This is a genomic window from Actinomycetospora chiangmaiensis DSM 45062 (genome assembly GCF_000379625.1).
Taxonomy (GTDB): Bacteria; Actinomycetota; Actinomycetes; order Mycobacteriales; family Pseudonocardiaceae; genus Actinomycetospora; species Actinomycetospora chiangmaiensis.
On record NZ_KB903222.1, the window covers coordinates 54,339 to 76,757 of the forward strand.

Sequence of the window (22,419 nt, forward strand, 5' to 3'; positions counted from 1 at the left end):
TCGCTCCATGATCGCGGCGGTGCTGCTGACGACGCGGGGTCACATCGACCTCGCCCGCGTCGCCTCCGCGCTGTGTCGCGGCTGACGTCTCGTCGCCGCCCCTCCCCTCCTCCCGGCCCCGCCGGCGGTCCGTCGTGCCGCCACGTCGTGGGTCCGCCCCGTCACGTCCCCATCGCGAGAGGACCCCCATGACCGCGACCGTCCCGGTCCCGACCACCCCCGACGCGACGCTCGACGAGCGCTTCGCCCCCGTGTTCGCGCGGATCGCCGAGGGTGCGCTGCAGCGCGAGCACGACCGTGCCCTCGCGTTCGACGAGGTCGCCGCCCTCAAGGAGGTCAGGTTCGGCGCGCTGCGGGTGCCCGTCGAGCTCGGCGGCTACGGCGCGACGGTGCGTCAGCAGTTCCGGCAGCTCATCGGCCTCGCGGCCGCGGAGTCGAACCTCCCGCAGGCCCTGCGGGTGCACTGGTGGTTCGTCGAGGAGCAGCTGCTCGCCACGCCGGGGCCGAACCGCGAGCGGTGGCTCCGCGCGGTGGCCGACGGGACGCTCGTCGGGAACGCGATCACCGAGCCCGGCGTCGGCGCCGTCGACCGGTACCGCACCACACTGACGCCCGATGGGGACGGCCTGCGCCTCGACGGCACGAAGTACTACAGCACCGGCAGCCTGTACGCCGACCACATCATCGTCGCCGCGGACCGGGACGGTGAGCGGGTGGCGGTGCTCGTGGACGCCGACGCCGAGGGCATCACCCAGCACGACGACTGGGACGGGTTCGGCCAGCGCCTCACCGCGAGCGGCACCACCGAGTTCCACCACGTGTTCGTGCCGGGCGACCGGGTGCTCGGCCCCGGCTACGGCACCCCCGGCCGGACCTACGGGACGGCCTACCTGCAGCTCGTCCAGCTCTCGGTGCTCGCGGGCATCGCCCAGCGCGCCACCGACGACGTGTCGGCCTGGGTCCGCGACCGCACCCGCACCTTCACCCACGCCGCGGCCGACCTCCCCCGCCACGACCCGCTGGTCCAGCAGGTCATCGGCCGCCTGTCCTCGGCCGCCTACGCCGCGCGGACCATCGTGCTCGACATCGCCGACCAGCTCGACGTGATCCTCGCGGGCGACAGCGAGGACGCCGACCTGCTCGACCGCGTCGAGTTCGACGTCGCCCGCGCCCAGGCCGCGATCATCCCGTCGGTGCTCGACGCGACCACCCAGCTGTTCGAGGTGGGCGGCGCGTCGATCACGTCCGAGTCGCTGCGGTTCGACCGGCACTGGCGCAATGCGCGCACCATCTCGGTGCACAACCCGCTGATCTACAAGCTGCAGACCGTCGGCGACCACGTGCTGAACGGCTCCGAGCTGCCCTACGCCTGGAGCGCGGGCAAGCGCTGAGCCCGCCGCCACCCCCGGTGCGTGAGGGGAACCCTCGGGCCACAAGAGCGCCCGAGGGTTCCCCTCACGCCGGGGACGGGGCCGTGACGCGGCGGGGGCGACCGGACCGCACCCGCCGCGACCTACCCTGGGCCGCGTGCCGATGACCGCCAAGTACGCGACCACCTGTGGGGTCTGCGCCGCCCCCGTCTCACCCGGCGAGCAGATCGCGAAGGCCGGCCAGCGGTGGGCGCACGTGACCTGCGCCGACGGGGCGGACCAGCCGGCAGCACCGGCGGAGCGGACCACGGCGAAGGCGACGAAGCCGGCCCGCGCGGACATGCCGGCGGCCGAGGGCGCGCTCGAGGTCTGGACCGACGGCGCCTGCTCGGGCAATCCCGGCCCCGGTGGCTGGGCCTGGGCGACGAAGGACGGCCGGCAGGACAGCGGCGGCGAGGCCACGACCACGAACCAGCGGATGGAGATCCGCGCGGCGCTCGAGGCGGTGCGCTCCCTGGAGGGGCCGCTGGTCGTCGTCAGCGACTCCACCTACGTCGTGAACTGCTTCCGCGACGGCTGGTGGAAGGGCTGGATCGCACGGGGCTGGGTGACGAGCGCGAAGAAGCCGGTCGTCAGCCGCGACCTCTGGGAACCGCTGATCACGCTGGTCGACGAGCGCGGTGACGTCTCCTTCCGGTGGGTCAAGGGGCACTCCGGCGACGAGATGAACGACCTGGTGGACCGGCTCGCCGTCGAGCAGTCGAAGGCCGTGGCCTGACCTCGCGCGTGTCCCGTGCCGGACGGCGCCCCGTCCGCGTATAGTCGGGAGTGCGGCGCCACCTGTGGTGTCGCACGGTCCGGGTGACGCACCGGTTCTTCGCAGAGCGGTCCTGTTCTGCGGCGGGGCTCCCGGGCAGCGGGTCGAGGTCGCACCCATCGGGCTTCGCACCCTCGAACCTGCGCTGTCTCGCGAGAGGCCAGCACGACGGGGTCGTGCACGGAGGAGGAGTACGTGGCTCGAGGAGGCCAGCCCACGCGGGCTCGCCGTGGCGCCGCCAACGACCGGCGGCGTGGTCGCCGGGGCAGCGACGACGTGATGTCGGTGCTCCAGCGCGCCGTGCGCGAGGTCAAGACCGCGCTCGGCAACGGGCGCGTGACGCCGTCGGTGCGCACCAAGTTCCAGGCGGTCGCGCTGATGCTGCGCGACGAGCGCACCCGCGTCCGTGCGGACGAATCCCTCGGCGAGACCAAGCGGGGCGAGCAGCTCAAGCGGCTCGACGACGTGGCCACGTCGCTCGCGATGAGCGCCGTCCGCGACTCCCGCCTGATGGAGCTGCTCTCCGAGGACGCCGTGGTGTCCGACGAGGCCCGCGCCCTCGAGCGCGACATGCTGCGCAAGGCCGGCGTCGAGGTCGAGCCCGAGCCGGAGCCGGAGCCCGAGGAGGAGCCGGTCGCGCCGGTCCGGACGGGCGTCGTCCCCCGGTCGGTCATCTCGCGCCAGCTGGCCAACCCCTTCATGGAGCCCGACTACTCGATCGCCCGCCCCACCGCCCCGCGCCCGTCGCGGCTGGCGAGCTGGGAGCTCCTCGAGCCGCTGCTGCGCTCCTTCGAGCGGGCGAGCGCGGGCGCCACCGCGTGCATGGACCTCCCCGAGCCCGAGACGCTGCACACCCGCGCCGGGCAGGACCTCATGCCGCACCAGGCCGAGGTGGTCGAGGCGGTCGCCGAGGGCCACCGCACGTTCCTGCTCGCCGACGAGCCCGGGCTGGGCAAGACCGCCCAGGCCCTGCTGGCCGCGGAGGCCGCCGAGGCCTACCCGCTGCTCGTCGTCGTGCCGAACGTCGTCAAGACCAACTGGGTGCGCGAGGCCGGCCTGTGGTGCCCGCGCCGAGGCGTCACCGCCGTGCACGGCAACGGCGACTCCGTCGACGGCTTCGCCGACATCGTGGTGGTCAACTACGACGTCCTCGACCGGCACGTCGGCTGGCTCGGCGACTTCGGGTTCCGCGGGATGGTCGTCGACGAGGCCCACTTCATCAAGAACAAGGGCTCGCAGCGCTCGCAGCACGTGCTGAGCCTGGCCGAGCGGATCCGTTCGTTCGCGGGGCGGCCGCTGCTCATGGCCCTCACCGGGACGCCGCTGATCAACGACATCGAGGACTTCCTCGCGATCTGGGAGTTCCTCGGCTGGATCGACGACAAGAAGCCCCTCGGCGAGCTCATGGACTCCCTGACCGACACCGGTCTGACGCCCGCCGACCGGGACTTCTACCCGGAGGCCCGGCAGGCCGTCGTCGACATGGGCATCGTCCGACGCCGCAAGGTCGACGTGGCGGCCGACATCCCGGAGCGGCGCATCGCCGACCTCCCCGTCGAGCTCGACGGCCCCACCGGCCGGTCGATCCGGGCCGCGGAGCGCGACCTCGCCGCGCGGATGGTCGCGCGCTACGACGAGGCGATGGCGGCACGGTCCGGCGGCGAGCGGTCGGTCGACGGCATCGACCACGACCTCGTGCGCCTCGTCGCCACCTGGGAGCAGAAGGACGCCGAGAACTCCCCCAACGGCGACAACGTCTTCAGCATGATGCGCCGGATCGGGCAGGCGAAGGCCGCACTGGCCGCCGACTACGCCGCCCAGCTCGCGCGCAGCGCCGGCAAGGTCGTGTTCTTCGCCAAGCACGTCGACGTCATGGACGAGGCGCAGGCGACCTTCGACAAGCAGGGCGTGCGCTGGGCCGCGATCCGCGGCGACCAGTCCCGCACGGCCCGGCAGAAGAACATCGACGCGTTCGTCAACAACCCCGAGGTGCAGGTCATCGTCTGTTCCCTGACGGCGGCCGGGGTGGGGATCAACCTGCAGGTCGCCTCCGACATCGTGCTCGCCGAGCTCCCGTGGACCGCCGCCGAGCAGACCCAGGCGATCGACCGGTGCCACCGCATCGGCCAGTCGATGCCGGTGACCGCGTGGCGCATCCTCGCCGCGCAGACCATCGACGCGCGCATCGCCGAGCTGATCGACGACAAGGCTGGGCTCGCCGCGGTCGCGCTCGACGGGTCCGACGAGGAGATCGCGACCTCCGACGCTCAGCACGCCACCCTGGTCGCGCTGCTCACCAGTGCCCTGGAGTCGCGGACGCCCGCCCTGTCCTGACGACGGGGGCGGGCCCCCGGGTGATCAACGGTCCCGCAGCGGGCCCGGGACCACCTCCCGAGCCCACCCAGGGGCCGTTGATCATGCGGGTCCGGTCACTCGACGGTGAGGTCGTCCGGTGGGGTGACCTCCCGGTGCAGGATCTTCCCGGTCGGACCCTTCGGCAGCGCGTCGACGACCCACACGTGCCGCGGGTACTTGTAGGCGGCGAGCTGCTCCTTCGCGAACGCCTTGACCTCCTCGACGTCGATCTCCGCGCCGGAGCGCACCGAGATCGCCGCGCCGACCTCCTCGCCGAGCCGCGGGTGCTCGAGCCCCACGACGGCGACCTCGGCGATCGACGGGTACTGGTAGAGCACCTCCTCGACCTCCCGCGGGTAGACGTTGTAGCCGCCCCGGATGATCAGCTGCTTCTTGCGGTCGACGATGAAGAGGTAGCCGTCCTCGTCGACCGTGGCGAGGTCGCCGGAGCGGAACCAGCCGTCGGGGATCGACTCGGCGGTGGCCTCCTCGCGGCCGAAGTAGCCGGCCATGACGCCCTCGCCGCGGATCGCGATCTCGCCGACCTCGCCGACGGGGACGTCGTGGCCCTCGTCGTCGACGACCCGCAGCTCCATGCCGGGTACCGGCCGACCGATCGAGCCGGCCTTGCGCTCCTCGTCGGGCTGGTTGAAGGAGGCGACCGGTGAGGTCTCGGAGAGGCCGTAGCCCTCGAGGATCGTCGCATCGAACTTCTTCTCGAACGCGTGCAGCAGCTCCACCGGCATCGCGGCGCCGCCCGAGATGCAGGTCCGCAGACTGCTGGTGTCGGCCTGCGCATCGGTGTCGAGCAGCGCGCCGTACATCGTCGGCACGCCCTCGAAGACCGTGACCCGCTGCTCCTCGATGATCCGCAGGACCGCGGCGGGGTCGAAGCGCGGGATGAGCGCGAGGGACGCCCCGGAGACGACGGACGCGTTGAGCCCGCAGGTCAGGCCGAACACGTGGAAGAGCGGGAGGCACCCCATGATCACGTCGTCGGGGGTGGTGCGGATGAGGGCCTCGACCGTCGTGCGGCAGTTCGAGTCCAGGTTGTGGTGGGTCAGCATCGCGCCCTTGGGCTGCCCCGTCGTCCCCGACGTGTAGAGGATGACGGCGAGGTCGTCGTCGCCGCGCTCGACCGGGTCACCGACCGGTTCGCCGTCGAGCTGCCCCTCGGCCGGGCCCGCGGCCGGGAGCTCGAGCACGGGGACGTCCGCCGCCCCGGCCGCGCCGCGGGCGGCCTCGGCCACCTCGTCGAGCGCGACGACCACGCTCGCGCCGGAGTCCTCGAGGTAGTAGCCGATCTCCCGCTTCGTGAGCATCGGGTTCATCGGCACGACGGCGGCCCCGGCGATCAACGCGCCGTAGAAGCCGATCGGGAAGGCGGGCACGTTCGACGAGACCAGGCCCACCCGGTCCCCCGGGGCCACGCCGAGCTCGCGCAGCGCCCCCGCGACCGCCCGGGCCGCCGTGAGGAAGGACGCGTAGTCGATCTCCGCCCCACCGGCGCGCAGCGCGATCCCGTCCGGGGACCCGTCCGCCGTGTCGACCAGGTTCTGTGCGAGGTTCACCGTCGTACCCCCAACGTTGCGCGAGGGGCTGATCGAACCACGAACGGCCGCCGGTCAGCGCGTGACGGACCCGTCGACGTACGTCCACCGACCGTCGACCCGCGCGAACCGGCTCCGCTCGTGCTGCACGCCGTCGCGGTGATGCGCCCGGAACTCGACGATCCCCTCCGGGTCGAACAGGCCGCCGGCCTCGTGGTCGACGATCTCGAGGCCGCGCCACCGGGTGTCCGGGTCCAGCTCGAGCGTCGCCGGCCGGGTCGACGGGTGCCAGGTCCGCAGCAGGTGCTCGACGTCGTGGTCGACGAAGGCCGTGTAGCGCGAGCGCATCAGGGCCTCCGCCGTCGGCGGCGCGGCCCCGTCCGGTCCGAGGTAGCGGCCGCAGCACGCGTCGAACGTCTCGGACGAACCGCAGGGGCAACGACGGGGGCGCACGGCCGCCCAGGGTAGGCGGCCGACGTCGGCGGACGTGCTCAGGCGGTACTCGCGATGTTCAGCACGGTCACCGTCCCGTCGAGGAGGTTCGTGACGTAGGCCTGGCGTCCCTCAGGGCCGACCGCGATGCTCGTCGGACCGCGCCCCACCGGGATCGTGGCCGTGATCTGCATCGTCGCGATGTTGAGCACCTGGATGGCGTTCGAGTCGACGGGCGCGATGTAGGCGTGCTTGTTGTCGGCGCTCAGGGTGACGTCCTGCGGGTGGCTGAGCGTCGGGACCGTGGCGACGACGCGGTTCGTGTCGGTGTCGGTCGCCGACAGCGTGTCGTCGTCGTAGTTGGCGTTGAGCAGCAGCGGCCGGTTGGGCACCCGCACGATCGAGTGCGGGCTCTTCCCCACCGGCACCGTGCCGAGCACCCTGCCCGTCGCCGTGTCGATCGTGGTCAGCAGGTTCGACTCGTGGTTGGCGGCGTAGAGCCGCGTCCCGTCCGGCGAGAAGGCCACCCAGTGCGGGTTCGCGGCCACGACGATCGTGTTGACCACGGCGTCGGTGGCGGTGTCGATGACGGTGATCGAGCTGGAGTCGTGGTTCGGCACCCAGACCCGGGACCCGTCGGGCGACACGTGCAGCGCGAACGGCCGCTTCCCGGTCGGGATGCGGGCGATCACGCCGGCCGTGCGGGTGTCGACGACGGCGACCTCGTTGACCGAGAAGTCCTGGTTCGTGACGCTGACGTAGGCCCGCGCCCCGTCCGGGGCGAAGCTGACGAACTGCGGGCCGCCCTCGGGTACCGGGATGGTGCCGGTGGCGGCGTTCCGGGTCGTGTCGAACACCGTCACCGCCCCGGCCTGCCGGTCGGCGATGTAGGCGAAGCGACCGTTCGGCGCGACCTCCATGTAGCCCGGGGTCGGGCCCACCTGGACCGTCTGCGCCACGCTCGGGACGTCGACGCTGTTCGCGGCGACCGGGCGGCTCGCACCCGGCACCGGCGGCGCCCCCTGCTGGCCGGGCGCGAAGTCGGCCTCCCCGGTGGTCCGGAGCGACGGACCGACCACGACCCCGACCACCAGGGCGACGACCACCGCCGCCACGACGCCCGCCGCGAGGAGCACGGTCCGGCGACGCCCACCCCCGGAGGCCGGCGGCGGGCCCTCCCGCCGGGGTGACGACGGCGGGGATGACGACGGCGGGGGTGGTTCGGACGGTCCGGGTGACGACGGCGGGGGTGGCTGCGTCGGGTCGGGGGGCTGCGGCGACGGTGGCGTGGCCCGGGTGGACAGGCTGACCGTCGACGCGGTGGACACGGCGGTGGTCGGCGCGTCCAGATCGGTGGCCGGACCGGGCGTCGACGGAGCATGCGTCGACGGGGAATCCGTCGACGGGGCATCCGTCGACGGGGCCGGGGCCGGGGCCGGGGCCGGGGCCGAGGTCGACGGCGCAGGAGCGGCAGCTGCGGTCGCCCGGGCCGCCGCCGGACCGGTCGCGGCGGGAGCGGTCACGGCAGGAGCGGCCGCGGCGGGAGCGGCAGGAGCCGCCGGAGCGGGCGCAGCAGGAGCCGTCGCCGTCGCGACGGCGCCCGACTCCCCCGCGCCGACCCCCACGGGCGTGCTCGCGAGCTCCGGGGCGTCCGCGAGTGCCTCCCGGGCGGCACGCGCGAGGTCGCCCGCGCTCTCGAAGCGCCGGGCCGGGTCCTTCGCCATGCCGCGGACGACGACCTCGTCGAGTGCCGCGGGTACGGACGGCACGACCTCGCTCGGCGGGCGGGGGCTGAGGTAGACGTGGGCGTACATCTGCGACGGCAGGTCGGCGCCGGGGAAGGGCTTGGCGGCGGTCAGGCACTCGAAGAGCACGCAGGCCAGGGCGTAGACGTCGGTCCGGGCGTCGATCTCCTTGTTCTCGAACCGTTCCGGGGCCATGTAGTCGAGCGTCCCGAGCGTGGCGCCGGAGACGGTCGCCCAGGACCGGGTGTGGCCCGCGGCGTGGGCGAGCCCGAAGTCGACCACGTAGGCGAAGCCGGTGGGCGTGACCAGGATGTTCGACGGCTTCACGTCGCGGTGCACGAGCCCCTCGGCGTGGGCGGCGTCGAGGGCCTCCGCGACCTGGCCGATCAGCGCGACGGCCCGTTCGGGCTCGAGCGGACCCTCGTCGGCGATGAGGCGCGCCAGGCACTGGCCGTCGACGAGCCGCATGTCGATGTAGAGCCGGCCGTCGATCTCGCCGTAGTCGTGGATCGGGACGACGTGCGGTTCCCGCAGTCGCGCGACGGCGTCGGACTCCTGCCGGAACCGTCGCTGGTAGATCGGGTCCTTGCTCGTCGACTCGGGCAGCAGCTTGAGGGCCACGTCGCGGTTGCGCCGCGTGTCGTAGGCGCGGTGCACCTCGCCCATCCCGCCCTGGCCGATGAGCTCACCGACCTCGTACTGCCCGAAGCGCGTCATCTCTCCCCCAGGGGGCTCTCGGTGGTGCTGTCAGGCGAGGACGACGCGGTCGCCGTCGACGCGGACGGGGCGGGCGGCGAGGGCGGTCGCGGCCGGGCCGCGGACGACTGCGCCGTCGAGGGAGAAGCGGCTGCCGTGGCACGGGCAGACGATCGTCGCGGCGACCACCTCGCTGACGAGGCAGCCGTCGTGGGGGCAGACCGCCGAGAAGCCGCGGTAGGTCGTGTCGGTCGGGCGGGTCACGACGACGGCGAGGCGCGGGTCGACGACGCCGCCCCCGACCGGGACCGCGGTGGCCGGACCGACCACGGTGCCCGGTCCGCCGCCCGCCCCACCGGGGAGCGGGGCGCCGGGGGCGAAGCCGCCGTCGTCCGGGGCCGGCCGGGCGGGGGTCCCGCACCCGGCCGCCACCAGGGCGGCGCCGCCGAGCAGGACCGCCCGGCGGTCGCGGCGGACGACACCCGTGGCGGCCATGACGTCAGAGGCGGACGGGGTCGGACATCCCGACGACGACGGTTCGGTCGCCCTCGTAGGGCTCCCGGCCGTGGGCCGTGCGGATGTTGTCGACGACCAGCAGGTCCCCCGCCTGCCACGGTTCCCGCAGCGTGTGCGCGGTGTAGGCCTCGTTGACGAGGTCCACGACGTCCTCGCCGATCGGGTCGCCGTTGCCGAACCGGGTGGTGAAGGGCAGGCCGTCCGGGCCGTAGGACTCCTGGAGGTACTCGCGGACGTCGGGGTCGAGCGCCCACTCGCTGAGGAAGGCCACCTGGTTGAACCAGCAGGGGCGGCCGTCGACCGGGTGCCGGACCACCGCCCGGCGGCGCTGCCGGGTGCGCAGCCCGCCGTCGGCATCCCAGCTGAACTCGATGCCGTTCGCGCGGCAGTACTGCTCCACGGCGCCCCGGTCGCCGGTGCCGAACGCCTCCGACCAGGAGGCGCCGATGTCGTCGTTGTAGTGACGGACGAGCAGCCAGCCCTCCCGCTCGAACCGGGCGACCAGCTCGCGCGGCAGGGCCGCCAGCACCGCGGCGCCGTCGCCGACCGGCGTCGCACCGCCGCTCGCGGCGGGCGCGAGGCAGGCGAAGAACAGGAACGACGGCGGGTCGGGCACGTAGCTCAGCTCGTTGTGCAGGCACATCTGCTGGCTCGCGGGCCACGGCGTCGCGGACTGCAGGCCCTGTCCGAGCTGCGTCCGCGGCGCGAACGGCTCCCGCTCGGGCAGGAGCCCGGTCGACGTCAGCCGCGCCATGACGGCCGCGGTACCCGCCTGATCACGCAGCCCGAGACCGCGGATCAGCACCGAGCCGTAGCGGGCCAGGATCTGCCGGACGTCGGTGCGGTGGTGCGCGGTCCACCCCACGGGGTCGGGCCCGGCGTCGGCCCGCAGGACCGGGGGACGGCCGGCCTGCAGGTCCAGGTTCAGGGCCGGGGGCCCCAGGGTCGCGGACATGGTCACTCCTCCGACGTCGGGGGTGTGGGCACGGCGGGCGGCCCCGCGGTCGGGGCGGGCAGGCGGTGCGAGCGGGAGAGGTCGCCGGCGGGGCCGTAGTGCTGCTCGCGCCACTCGGGCGCGTAGACGGTGTCGAGGTAGCGCTCGCCCTGGTCGGGCGCGATGGTGACCGCGGTGGTGCCGGGGTGGGCGTGGCGGGCGAGCCAGCGGGCGGCGCCGGCGACGACCGTGCCGGTGGACCCGCCGAAGAGGAACCCGCGCATCGCCAGGCGCTGGCACATCCGGACCGTCTCGACCTCCGGGACGATCACCACGTCGTCGATGAGCGAGCGGTCGAGCGCCGGGGGCGTCATGCCCATGCCCAGCCCGGGGATGTGGCGGGGGGACGCCGGGCCGCCGAAGCTCACCGAGCCCTCGACGTCGATGGCGACGACCCGGACGTCGGGGCGGTGCTGCTTGAACCAGCGGGCGTTGCCCATGAGGGTGCCGCAGGTCCCGGCCCCGACCAGCAGCACCTCGATCCCGGGGATGGCCCGGGCGATCGACGGCGCCGTGGTCGCGTAGTGGGCTCCGGCGTTCGCCGGGTTCTCGTACTGGTTCAGCCAGACGGTGTCGGGGTCCCGCTCGCACAGGGCCCGGAGGTGGTCGAGGCGCGCGCCGAGCAGACCGGTGACCGGGTTCGGCACGGAGACGACGTGGACCTCCGCGCCGTAGGTCTCCATGAGCCGGCGGGTCTGCGGATTGCACCGATCGTCGGTGACGCAGATGAAGCGGTAGCCGCGATTCGCGCTGACCATCGCCAGCGCGACGCCGAGATTGCCCGACGACGACTCCACGATGATCGACCACGGGTTCAGCTGACCCGCCGCCTCGGCGGCCTCGACCATCGCGGCGGCCGCCTTCAGTTTCACCGACCCCGCGAAGTTCATCCCCTCGACCTTGCAGAACAGCTTCTGGTCGACGATCGGACGCATGTCGACGAACAGATCGTGGGTGTTGAACTGCTGCGGGGAGGACACGATGTTCGGCGGGGGCACGTGCCGGGGGCCCGGGTGCGTCGGCCGCGGAACGGGTGACCCCGCCGAGGACCGTCCGTCACGGACCGGCCCGGGCATCGGCCCCGTCCGTCGCCCGTCCGGCCCCACGAGGGTGGCCCGACCGTCATCGAGGTAGGACACCCGCACCGTCGTCCCGGGTGCGACGGCGACCGTCGCCGCGTCGAGCCCGTGCAGCTGGATCCGCGTCGTCGGCGCGGCGTCGTCCTGCTCGGCCGTCGTCACTCCCACCACCCCCTCGAACGGTTGTCGGGCGCACAGCATGGCGCATCAGTGGGATTCACAGGAACTTTTCAGCGAATTTCGTCCCACCCGGTCACGTTCGGTCACCGACCAGTCGAATCTTGCTGCGGACCCTGCCCGTAGCGCTGCAGCTCGTGGAAGAAACCGTCGATCACCTGCAGTCCGCCGGCGCGCCCGATCTCGTCGTACACGGCCTTTCCCACGGCGAGATCGAGAATGCCGAGGCCGAACGGCGAGAATACGGTCGTACGGTCGGAAACCGGGCTCACCCGGCCCGCCATGACGTCGTCGAGCGTGCCGTGGACGAAGTCGCGGTTCCCCACCTGCTGCTCGGCCAGGTGCAGCGAGGTGTTCGCCCGCAGGCAGTGGTCGACGTCGTCGACGACGTTCGTCGCGCCGAGCACGATCTCCGGTGAGAGGTCACGCAGCGAGACGTGCAGGACGAGCGGGTGGTGGGCGAACCATGCCGGGTCGTGGACGTGCGGTTCGCCGGCGACGGTCGCGAACACGAGGAGGTCGCTGGACCGGACGAGGGACTCCGCGTCCTCGTGGATCCGCACGGTCGTCGCGGCGTCGTGCCGCTCGAGGTAGCCGCGGAACCCGGCGGCGCTCTCCGGGTTCAGGTCGAACACCCCGACCTCGTCGAACGTCCACCCGGTCGCGGCGAGGTAGGTGTGCAGGTAGCGCGCGATGAGCCCGACCCCGAAGAAGCCGACCCGGCGCGGCCGGGTGCGCCCCTTCGTGAGCTGGTCGGCGGCGAGCGCGGCGGAGGCCGAGGTGCGGACGGCGTTGATGATCGAGGCCTCAAGGCAGGCGAACGGGTAGCCGGTGCGGTGGTCGTTGAGGATCAGCACCGCCGAGGCGCGCGGCAGCCCCGCCGCCACGTTGTCGGGGAAGCTGGAGACCCACTTGATGCCGTCGACCCCGACGTCGCCGCCGACCGAGGCGGGCAGCGCGATGATCCGGGAGTTCGGCTTGTCGGGGAAGCGCAGGAAGTACGACGGCGGGTTGCCGGTCTCGCCGGCGCCGTGCATGCGGTAGGTCCGGGCGACGACGTCGACGATCTCGCGTTCGCGTCCCTCAAGGGCCTGCGCCACCTGGGCTCCGGGGATGACGGCGAAGGCGGGCACCCCGTCGGTCGCGGACGGGACCGCGTCGAGGGCAGCGGCGGTGGACATGGTCGCCTCCTGGGCGGTCACGGGGCCGGGTCGGGGTCGGTGGCGGCGGTGGCGGCGGTGGCGCTGCGCTCGTCGAGGAGCGCGGCCAGGTCGGCGAGGACCGGGTGCCGGCCGATCTCGGGGAGGCTGACCGCCTTCTGGAGGCGGACGGCCATCTTCACGGCGAGCAGCGACGAGCCGCCGCGCTCGAAGAAGTGGGTGTCGCGGGTGATCGCGCCCTCGTCGACGCCGAGCAGCGGCGCCCAGATCGCGGCCAGCCGCCGCTCGGTCGGGGACAGCGGCGCGGTGTCCGCGACGGGTTCCGTCGGTCCGTCGAGCTCGAGGGCGAGCGCCGTGAGCACCTTGCGGTCGATCTTCCCGTTCGCCGTCGTGGGCAGGGCCGGCCGGTGGTGCAGCACCGGCGGCACCATGTAGTGCGGCAGGGAGGCCGCCAGCAGGCCGCGGAGCTCGTCGTCGGGAAGCGCGGCGGCCGCGCCGTAGAAGCCGACGAGCTGCTTGCCGCGGCCCGGCCGCTCGCTCACGACGACGGCGGCGTCGCGGACGCCGGGCGCCCGGAGCAGCGTGTTCTCGATCTCGCCGATCTCGATGCGGAAGCCCGAGATCTTGACCTGGTGGTCGCGGCGGCCGAGGAAGTCGAGCGTGCCGTCGGGCAGCCAGCGCCCGTGGTCGCCGCTGCGGTAGAGCCGCTCTCCGGGGCGCAGCGGGTCGGGGACGAACGCCGCCCGGGTGCGCTCCGGGTCGTTGACGTAGCCGCGCCCCACGCACACGCCGGAGAACACGATCTCCCCGGGCGCGCCGAGCGGGACCGGTTGCAGCAGCGGGTCGACGACGTAGATCCACACGTTCGCCACGGCGGGGCCGAGCGGGACGCGCTCGTGGTCGGGGACCCCGTGCAGGACCATGTGGTTGGTGTCGTCGCTGGTCTCGGTCAGCCCGTAGGCGTTGACCAGCGGCACGTCCGGGAGCACCGCGAACCAGCGGGCGACGAGCTCCTTCTTCACCGCCTCGCCGGTCACGGCCACGCGGTGCAGGTCGGGCAGGGGCACGGGTTGCTGCTCGAGGAACGAGACGACGACGTCGAGGTAGGACGGCACGAGCTGCGCGACGGTCACCCGGCGCCGGACGAGCAGCTCGACGAAGCGGGGCACGTCGAGGACGACCTCCTGCTCGACCAGCACCGTCGTCGCGCCGACGAGCCAGCCCGCGACGAGCTGCCAGAGCGAGATGTCGAAGCACTGCGGCGCGGTCTGGGCGACCACCGACTCCTCGGTGATCCCCATGTCGGCGATCTTCGCGAGCAGGTGGTTGAGCATCCCGGCGTGCTCGCACATGGCGCCCTTGGGCTCCCCCGTCGAGCCCGAGGTGAAGTAGAGGTAGGCGAGCCGGTCCGGTCCGACCTCGACGTGCGGGTCGACGTCGGCGTGGTCCTCGGTCCAGGTGTCCGCCACGAGCAGCCGCGTCGGTGCGTCCGCGCCGAGACCGGCGAGGGCCTCGTCGAGGGTGGTCGTCGCGCCCGGCTCGGTCAGCACGAACCGGGCGCCCGCGCGGCTGAGCACGGTCGCGATGCGCTCGGCCGGGAAGTGCGGTTCGAGCGGCAGGTAGGCGCCGCCGGACTTGAGGATGCCGAGCACGGCGGCCGCCCAGCCGAGGGTGCGCTCGGCGACCACGGCGACGACGTCCTCGGCGCCGAGGCCCCGCGCGAGCAGGGCACGCGCGATCGCGTCGGAGCGCTCGTCGAGCTCGCGGTAGGTCCAGGCCTCGTCGCCCCGCATCACGGCGACGGCGTCGGGCGCGGCGGCCGCGCGGTCGCGCACGAGGTCGTGCGGGCGCCGGTCGGGCAGGGTCCGGGTCGGGCCCGCCAGGCCGTCGACCTGGAACGACAGCTCCTCGGGCGAGAGGAGGCAGCCGTGGGCCGGGTCCGCGGCGGGGTCCGCGGCGAGCAGGCGCAGGGCGGTGAGGTGGTAGCCCGCGATCCGTTCCGCGGCGCCGGCGTCGAGGACGTCGGTGCGGTGGTCGACCCGCACGGCGTCGGCGCTCCAGACCACGCGCAGCACGGTGTCCGCGTCCGGCAGGGCCGCCGGCCCGGGGTCCTCGGTCGCGATCGTCTCGAGGACCGTCGACGGCCACGGCCCGACGGCGGGGTCGGCGCGCAGGGCGGCCAGCTCGCGGTCGATGGCGTCGGGGTCACCCCCGAGGGCGTCGGTGGCGGCGATGGCCGCCGTCGCGACGAGGGCGGACCCGGTGGCGACCGCGGTGTCGACACGGCACGGGCGGGGCGCGTGACCCGGCCCGGCGGCGAGCGCGGTCAGGGTCTCCGGCTCGCCGGTGAGCGCCGCGACGACCCGCGCGTGCGCGGCGAGGACGACGACCTCCGGCCCGACGCCGTGGTCGGCCGCGACCCGCCGGAGGACCGCCGCCAGGTCGGCGGGCACCGGTACGACGTGGGTGCCGGTGGCCGGCTCCGGCGCGCCCGACCCGGGCGCCCAGCGCGGGAGCGGGGTCGCGCCGCTGGCGATCACGGCGCGCCGGTCGACGCGGACGGTGGGATGGGTGTCCTGGACGGTGGTCATCGCAGCCGTCGGTCCTCTCTCGCTCGGGTCCCGGGGACGTCGGCCCGACCGACGCGTGCTCCGGGGATGACGGCCGGGCCGCGGCCGGCGGGCAGGGCGGGCGGCGGCGCGGGGGCCCGCGCGGCGGGCACCGGGCCGGGATCGGGGTCGGGCGCCGTGGGACGGGCGGGGCGGGCGGGGCGGGCGGGGGCCCGTCGGGTCGCCCGGGCGGGGTTGCCGCTCCAGTGCTCCCCCGCCGGGACCTCCTCGCCCTTCATGAGGAACGTATCCGGGCCGAGGACCGCCCCGTCGCCGAGGGTGGTGCCGTAGTGGACGAACGACCCGACGCCGAGCGTGGTGCGGGCGCCGAGGACGACGTGGTCGGACTTGAACCCGCCGTCCTCCTGGGAGTGGCACTGCACGACCGTGCCCTCGCCGAGCGTCGCGTCGTCGCCGATCGTGGTGAAGGACTTCTCGGTGAGCACCGCCCCGTCGTCGAACACCCGCCGACCCACGTGGACGCCGAGGAGGCGCCAGATCCAGGGCTTGAACGGGGTGCCGTTGGCGACCTGCACCCAGTCCGGGGCGGGGACCTTCCAGTAGCGCTCGTGGCGCCAGAACGCCGGGTCGTAGATCGAGCAGCCGTCCGGGGCCCGGGCCATCAGCGGCCGGACGCAGCGCTCCACCAGCGCGTACCACCCGGCGAGGAGCAGCAGGCCGAGCACCTCGCCGATCACCACGGCGACGGCACCCACCTTGGCCGGGATGGACCCGACGGCCGCGACGGCGACGAGCAGCAGGAAGGTGTAGAGCCAGCGCACGAGCAGGTGCAGCGCCATCGAGAGGGCGTTGTGCCGGTTCTTGCGGCGCAGCGCCCGGGCCAGTTCGGCGGGGTCGGTGACCTCGAGGTCGCTGTCGCGGGCGACCATGCGCGGGATCTCGAAGCTGGGCGAGCCGAGCAGGCCCACGCCCTGCCGGATCGGGCCGTGCTGCGGGATCTGGACCTTCGTCGCGAGCAGGCAGTCGTCGCCGGTGCGGCCCTGCGGCGGGTAGGCGATGCGGTTGCCGAGGAAGTTGTTCGCCCCGATCCGCGTCGCGCTGACGCGGAAGGACGTCGCCGAGTACTCGGCGTTCATCACCGAGAGGTTGTCCGCCACCACCGTGCCGGCGCCGACGGAGGTGAGGAACGGGTTCTCGTGCTTGACGGCCATCCCGAAGTTCGACCCGGTCTGCTGCAGCGGGCGCAGCCGGTAGCCGAGGAGCACGAGGTAGTGGGCGATCGCGGAGCTGTCCCCGAAGAGCTCGACGAACGGGGTCACGTTGGTGAGGGTGCCGATTGCGCGATGCAGCCAGTACCGCACGCCGAAGAGCGGGTAGACCGTGTCGGGGCGCAGCCCGAGGGCCAGCAGCCGCGGCAGCGTCGTCACGACGAGCAGACCCAGGACGATCGCCCCGAGGTAGAGCCCCCCGGACAGGGCGAGCGTCTGCAGGTAGAAGTACGGGTCGAGGAGCGCGCCGGCGGGCGGCTCGAACAGCGCCGCGAACTGCGGCAACCGGGTCCGCAGGACGGCGAAGGCCAGCAGGCCGGCCGGGAGCACCAGCCCGATCACCAGCACGAGCACGCCGAGCGAGTAGAGCGTGCGGCGCGGCGCCCTCCCGGCGGCCGGCGGCACGGGCGGCATCGGGGCGTCGGCGCGCCGGGCGGGTGACCCGTGCCAGTTCTCCCCGGCCGGCACCGACTGGCCGGCGTGCAGCGACGAGCTGTGCGCGAGGGACGCCCCGTCGCCCATGGCCGTCCGGACGTCGAGGACCGTCGACTCGCCGATCACCACCCCAGCCCCGAGGCTGACCCCGCCGATCTCGACCCGCCCGTCGTGCGCGCGGTAGCACGCCACGACCGCGTCCTTGCGGATCAGCGCCCCGTCGCCCGCGCTGAACAGGTCGGTGCAGACCGGGAGCTGCGGGGTGAGGACCACGACGCCGCGCCCGATCCGCGCGCCGAGCGCCCGCAGGTAGAGCGTCTGCAGCGGCGTGCCGGTGAACAGCTGCACGGGGCTCGTCCGGACGAGCGTCTTGACCACCCAGAAGCGCAGGTAGGCCGGGCTCCACACCGCCACCGACCCCGGTCGCCACCGGCCGACGAGCACCCATTTGGCGACGATCGGGACGGCGATCCCGACCGCCAGGCCCGCCGCGCCCGAGAGCACCGAGCGGCCGTAGGTGAGCAGGAGCCCGCCCGGCGCGGTCACCCACGTCGCCGCCCAGGTCAGCAGCACGGCGGCCAGGTAGCTGTAGACGAGGAAGCAGAGGAGCTGGGCGACGCCGCAGAGCACGAAGGCGGCGGTCCCGGCGCGCGGGCGATCGGGGTCCGCGCCCGCGGTGTCCGTGCCGGTGTCGGCCTCGACCGGGTCGGCCGCGGCGGGCTCGGCGGCCTCCGACCCCGCCGCCGCCGCGACCAGCCCGACGAGGGTCGGGGTGCGGTAGACGTCCGGCATCCCGATCGAGGGCAGGTCGGGTTCCTTGCGCAGCCGGGCGCAGAACCGCGCCATGAGCAGCGAGTCCGCGCCGAGATCGCGGAAGAAGTCCGCGTCGGCGGGCACCTCGCTGCGCCCCAGGACGTCGGCGAGGATCGTCGCGAGCGCCGCGCGGAGGCGTGCCGCGCCCGCGACGTCCGGTGCCTGCGGGGCGGGCGCGAGGGCATCGGCGAGCCCGGCCAGCGTCGGGTGCTGGTAGATGTCCTGCATGGCCGCCGACGGCAGGTCGGGGTGCTTGCGGATCCGGGCGCAGAAGCGCGCCATCAGGAGGGAGTCCGCGCCGAGGTCGGCGAAGAAGTCCGCGTCGTCGGACACGTCGGCGCGGTCGAGGACCTCGGCCAGGATCGTCCGGAGGGCCGCACGGACGTCGGCGGCGGCATCCGGCCGGGCGGCTGCGCCGGCGAGGGCGGCTGCGCCGGCGAGGGCGGTCGGGCGGAGCGCGACGGTCGGTACGGCGACCGTGTCGTCGGGGGTGAGCCGCTGCGCCACCGTCGGGGCGTCGAGGCCCTCGACCTCGGGCCGGCTCCTCTTCCCGGCGTCGGGCCGGGTCCCGGGCCGGGTCTGCCGGCGCGGCGGGGTCCGGGCCGGGTCGGCGGGCAGCGGGAGCACCGCGGTCCGGCCCGGGGCGCCGGAGTGCCGCAGCGTGGGCGCTGCGGCGCCGACCGGCCGCACCCGCAGGCCCCGGCCCCCCGCCCCCTCGACGCGCCCGGTCCACTCGACCTCCCGGTCGGCGGTGAGCCGGCCGAGGTCGCCGGTCCGGACGGTCCGCCGGGACGGCTGGCCGGGGATCGGGACGAAGACCTCGTCGGTGAGGTCGGTGCGGCCCACGTACCCGCCGGCGACGCCGGCCCCGGTGACACCGATCTCGCCGATCCGACCCGGTGGCAGGGCGCGCCGGGGGTCGGCGGGGTCGAGGACGACGACGTCGCGTCCGGGTAGCGGTCGCCCCAGGGTGGGCCGGGCGTGCCGGGACAGCTCGGTCGCGAGCGCGACGACGCCGGTCTCGGGGGCGCCGTGCAGGCCGACCAGCCGCCGGCCCGGGGCCTGCCAGCGGGCGACGAGGTCGGCGGGCCGGTCGGGTCCGAGGAGCACGAGGAGGCGCAGGTCGGGCAGCGCGTCCTCGATCCCCCGCAGGGTCGCGGCGTCGGCGAGGAGCACGGTGGTGCCCGTCGTCCGCAGGAACGCACCGAGGGCGGGGCCGCGCAGGTGCTCCCCCGGCGCCGGGGTGACGACGGTGGCGCCGCAGGACCAGGCCACCCACGTCTCGAGCACGGCCCGGTCCGACCCGGACCGCGGGTCGTGGTGCACCCGGTCGGTCGGCCGCAGGTCCAGCAGGTCGGCGACGGTGCGGACGACGTGGGTCGCGGCCGCGTGGTCGACCGCGACGGCGCGCAGGCCGGGGCCGCCCTCGACCCCCTCGGCGTGCACGACGACGTACGCGGGGGCGTCCCCGACCGTCCCCCGCTCGGCCGCCGTCAGCCGGTGCGTCGCCTCGGCGTCCACCGCGGCGGCGACCCGGTCGAGGTAGACGGCGTCGACGTCGGTGGCCCGGAGCCGGGGCGCGTGCTCGGCGGTGGTCAGGACGATGCCCGCCCCGGCGGCGTGGACGACGGCGGCGAGGGCACGGTCGGGCAGCGCGTGGTCCAGCGGCACCCACACCGCGCCGATCTGCGTGATCGCGAGCTGGGCGATGAGGGCGTCAGCGGGCCGCTCGAGCAGCACCGCGACCCGGTCCCCCGCGGCGAACCGCCGCCGCCGCAGGTAGCGGGCGAGGCGGGCGGCGCCGGTCTCGAGCTCCACGTAGGACAGCGACCCGACGGTCGACCCGCCGACCTCCAGCGCCCGGTGGTGCGCCCGGCCCACGCGCCGGAACTCGTCGAACCGGCGCTCCACCAGCCGGTCGAGGCGGGGCTCGCGCCACTGCCGGGCGTCGTGGGACACGGTGTCCGGTTCGGGGTCCTGCTCGCGGGTCGCGTGCCGTGGCCCCGCCGCACCGGATCGCGCCGTGCGCGTGCGGCCGACCGCCGTCCCCGTCATCGGGCGGCCGCCGTGTCCAGCACGGTGAGGGTCCCGTCGAGCAGGTCGGTCACGTAGGCCCGGCCGCCGTCCGGGGTGACGGCGACGCTGCTCGGCGCGCGGCCGGTCGGGACCGTTGCGGTGATCGTCGACGTCGTGGTGTCGAGGACCTGCACCACGTTGGCGTCGATCGCGGCCACGTAGGCGTGCCGGCCGTCGGCGCTCGTCGCCACGTCCTGCGGGTGCACCGCGGTCGGGACGGTGGCGGCCACCCGGGCCGCCGCGACGTCGACGACCGACACCCCGTTGCCGGTGAAGGCGGTGACGAACAGCAGCGGGCGGACGGGGTCCCAGGCGACGGCGTGCGGCCCGCCGCCGACCGGCACCGTCACCGGCGCGGTGCCGGTCGCCAGGTCGAGCACGGTGACCAGGTCCGCGTCGTGGTCGGCGACGGCGAGGCGGCGGCCGTCGGGCGAGACGGCGAGGCCGTGGGGGCTGGGGGCGACGGGGATCCGGTCGACGACCGCGTTCTGTGCCGGGTCGATCACGACGACGGCGGAGGGGTCCGGGGCGGAGGCGTACACCCGGCTGCCGTCGGGGGCGACGGCGAGGGCGCGCGGCGGCGAGTCCGTGGGGATCCGGGCGACCACGGCGCCGGTCGCGGTGTCGACGACGGCGACCTCGCCGGCGGTGTCGGTGGCCAGGGCCACGTAGGCGCGCCGGCCGTCGGGCGCGAAGGCGACGGCCTGCGGGTGCCCGGGGACCGGGATCGTCCCGCGGGCGACGCCGCCGGCGACGTCAAAGACGGTGACCACGCCCGCGTCGCGGTCGGCCACGTAGGCGAAGCGTCCGTCGGGGGCGACCTGCATCGCGACGGGCGCCACCCCGACCGGGACGGTGCCCGCCACGGTCGGCGTGGGGCTGCTCGTGACGGGGGCCGGCCGGGGCGGCGGCGCCGCGGGCAGCAGCGTCAGGAGGAGCGCCCCGATCCCGAGGAGCACCGCGACGGCGGCCACCGCCCACCAGCGGCCGTGGTGTCGACGGGGCGGGTCGTCGCGCAGGTCCGGGAGGGGCGCGCCCGGTGTCGGGCCGGACGGGTGCGGGTCGCGACCCCGGCCCGGGAGGTGCGGCCTGCTCCGCGGCCGGTCGGTGGCCGGTGCCAGGGCGACCGCCGCCTCCCGGGCGCGGGACGGGAGCGGCCGGTGCCCGGGGGCGAGCGCGGTGGTCACCGCGGTGACGGCGGGGCGGTCGGGCCGCGGTGCTGCGCCCTCGGCCGGGCGCGCCACCGTCGGGGCGTCGGGCGCCGCGGGAGCGCGCGTCCTCGTCGCCGCACCCCGCAGTGCCGCACGGGCCGCGGCGGCCAGCGCACCCGCCGTCGGGAACCGTTCGTCGGGGTCCTTGGCCATCCCTTGGGCCACGACCGCGTCGAACGCCGCCGGCACGCCGGGGCGGGCCTCGCTGCACCGCGGGGGGTCGACGTTGAGGTGCCCGTACATCTGGGTCGGGAAGTCGCCGGGGAAGGGCTTCTGCTTCGTCAGGCACTCGAACAGGACGCAGGCCAGGGAGTAGACGTCGGTCCGGGCGTCGACCGGGCGTCGCGAGAACCGCTCCGGCGCCATGTACTCGAGCGTCCCGAGGGCGACGCCGGTCTGAGTGAGCTGCGGGCGCGGGGTGCCGACCGAGAAGGCCAGGCCGAAGTCCACGACGTAGACGAAGTCGCTCGGCGTCACGAGGACGTTGGACGGTTTGACGTCACGGTGCACGAGACCGTCCGCGTGGGCGGCGTCGAGGGCCTCGGCGATCTGGGCGACGAGGGCGACCGTCCGCGCCGGGGAGAGCGGGCCCTCGTCGCGGAGCACGTCCTGCAGGCTGCGGCCCTCCACCAGCCGCATGTCGAGGAACAGGCGGCCGTCGATCTCGCCGTGGTCGTGGATCGGGATCAGGTGCGGCTCCCGCAGGCGGGCGACGAGGTCGGACTCCAGGCGGAACCGCTTCTGGTACTCGGCGTTGTCGCTCAGGGCGGCGGGCAGCAGTTTGAGGGCGACGTCACGGCCGTGCCGGAGATCCCGGGCGCGCCAGACCTCCCCCATGCCCCCCTCGCCGACGAGCGCGAGGAGCTCGTACTGCCCGATCCGCTCCATCCGTCACCCCCGGGTGCATGGACACCAGTGGCACGGGCCATAGTGTTGCACAGCGTACGCGCTGAGACCCACCATTCGGGTGATAGCGGTGCCGATGGGCCGTTGGTGGATGACCGGAAGTCGATCTTCACGGCGTGACCCGGTGGCGGTGGCTCGTGAGACGGCTCGGGTCCGCGCCCAGGCCCCGTGGTCGACATGGCGCCCCTGAGGCGGCTGTGGTGTGCTCGTGGTCACGACACGCCGCCGGTGTGGCCGACGAAGGACCCG

The 22,419-nt window shown here is 74.8% G+C and carries 14 protein-coding genes; 4 read left to right on the forward strand and 10 right to left on the reverse strand.

Annotation, left to right across the window (positions count from 1 at the left end; translation table 11 throughout):
* Positions 1-7 precede the first annotated feature (7 nt).
* From A3CO_RS40360 to A3CO_RS0110325, 4 genes are all read left to right on the forward strand, one after another.
* Positions 8-85, forward strand: coding sequence for a putative leader peptide (locus A3CO_RS40360; RefSeq protein WP_352231126.1), 78 nt, complete (start codon positions 8-10; stop codon positions 83-85).
* A 103-nt stretch (positions 86-188) separates the two neighbouring features.
* On the forward strand, positions 189-1,391 hold the full coding sequence (locus A3CO_RS0110315; protein WP_018332168.1) for an acyl-CoA dehydrogenase family protein: 1,203 nt from the start codon (positions 189-191) through the stop codon (positions 1,389-1,391).
* A gap of 142 nt (positions 1,392-1,533) precedes the next feature.
* Positions 1,534-2,148, forward strand: coding sequence for a ribonuclease H family protein (locus tag A3CO_RS31350; RefSeq protein ID WP_084681705.1), 615 nt, complete (start codon positions 1,534-1,536; stop codon positions 2,146-2,148).
* Positions 2,149-2,466: 318 nt separating this feature from the next.
* Positions 2,467-4,521 (forward strand): DEAD/DEAH box helicase, encoded by a 2,055-nt coding sequence (locus A3CO_RS0110325; RefSeq protein WP_018332170.1) that lies wholly within the window; start codon positions 2,467-2,469, stop codon positions 4,519-4,521.
* Positions 4,522-4,616: 95 nt separating this feature from the next.
* Here the strand turns inward: A3CO_RS0110325 and A3CO_RS0110330 are convergent, their stop codons facing one another.
* The 10 genes from A3CO_RS0110330 to A3CO_RS38000 all read right to left on the reverse strand — a co-directional run bounded on the left by A3CO_RS0110330 (position 4,617) and on the right by A3CO_RS38000 (position 22,152).
* Positions 4,617-6,113, reverse strand: coding sequence for a long-chain-fatty-acid--CoA ligase (locus A3CO_RS0110330; RefSeq protein ID WP_018332171.1), 1,497 nt, complete (start codon positions 6,111-6,113; stop codon positions 4,617-4,619).
* A 54-nt stretch (positions 6,114-6,167) separates the two neighbouring features.
* On the reverse strand, positions 6,168-6,545 hold the full coding sequence (locus A3CO_RS0110335) for a YchJ family protein (RefSeq protein ID WP_018332172.1): 378 nt from the start codon (positions 6,543-6,545) through the stop codon (positions 6,168-6,170).
* Between the two features lie 38 nt (positions 6,546-6,583).
* On the reverse strand, positions 6,584-8,986 hold the full coding sequence (locus tag A3CO_RS35625) for a serine/threonine-protein kinase (protein WP_018332173.1): 2,403 nt from the start codon (positions 8,984-8,986) through the stop codon (positions 6,584-6,586).
* Between the two features lie 30 nt (positions 8,987-9,016).
* Positions 9,017-9,460, reverse strand: coding sequence for a Rieske (2Fe-2S) protein (locus tag A3CO_RS0110345; RefSeq protein ID WP_018332174.1), 444 nt, complete (start codon positions 9,458-9,460; stop codon positions 9,017-9,019).
* A 4-nt stretch (positions 9,461-9,464) separates the two neighbouring features.
* A complete protein-coding gene (locus tag A3CO_RS0110350) occupies positions 9,465-10,436 on the reverse strand; it encodes a TauD/TfdA family dioxygenase (protein WP_026204470.1) in 972 nt (323 codons plus the stop codon).
* 2 nt (positions 10,437-10,438) lie between these two features.
* Positions 10,439-11,716, reverse strand: coding sequence for a 2,3-diaminopropionate biosynthesis protein SbnA (gene sbnA / locus A3CO_RS31360; protein WP_018332176.1), 1,278 nt, complete (start codon positions 11,714-11,716; stop codon positions 10,439-10,441).
* A 101-nt stretch (positions 11,717-11,817) separates the two neighbouring features.
* The gene (sbnB, locus tag A3CO_RS0110360) at positions 11,818-12,912 is read right to left on the reverse strand and encodes a 2,3-diaminopropionate biosynthesis protein SbnB (RefSeq protein ID WP_033414244.1); all 1,095 of its coding nucleotides are present in this window, start codon (positions 12,910-12,912) and stop codon (positions 11,818-11,820) included.
* A gap of 17 nt (positions 12,913-12,929) precedes the next feature.
* On the reverse strand, positions 12,930-15,482 hold the full coding sequence (locus tag A3CO_RS0110365; protein ID WP_018332178.1) for a non-ribosomal peptide synthetase: 2,553 nt from the start codon (positions 15,480-15,482) through the stop codon (positions 12,930-12,932).
* Positions 15,479-20,032 carry a Pls/PosA family non-ribosomal peptide synthetase gene (locus A3CO_RS36710; protein WP_018332179.1) on the reverse strand — a complete coding sequence of 1,518 codons (4,554 nt, stop codon included), beginning with the start codon at positions 20,030-20,032 and terminating at the stop codon, positions 15,479-15,481. The genes A3CO_RS0110365 and A3CO_RS36710 overlap by 4 nt, the downstream gene beginning before the upstream one ends.
* Positions 20,029-22,152 carry a protein kinase domain-containing protein gene (locus tag A3CO_RS38000; RefSeq protein ID WP_018332180.1) on the reverse strand — a complete coding sequence of 708 codons (2,124 nt, stop codon included), beginning with the start codon at positions 22,150-22,152 and terminating at the stop codon, positions 20,029-20,031. The genes A3CO_RS36710 and A3CO_RS38000 overlap by 4 nt, the downstream gene beginning before the upstream one ends.
* Positions 22,153-22,419: the final 267 nt, after the last annotated feature.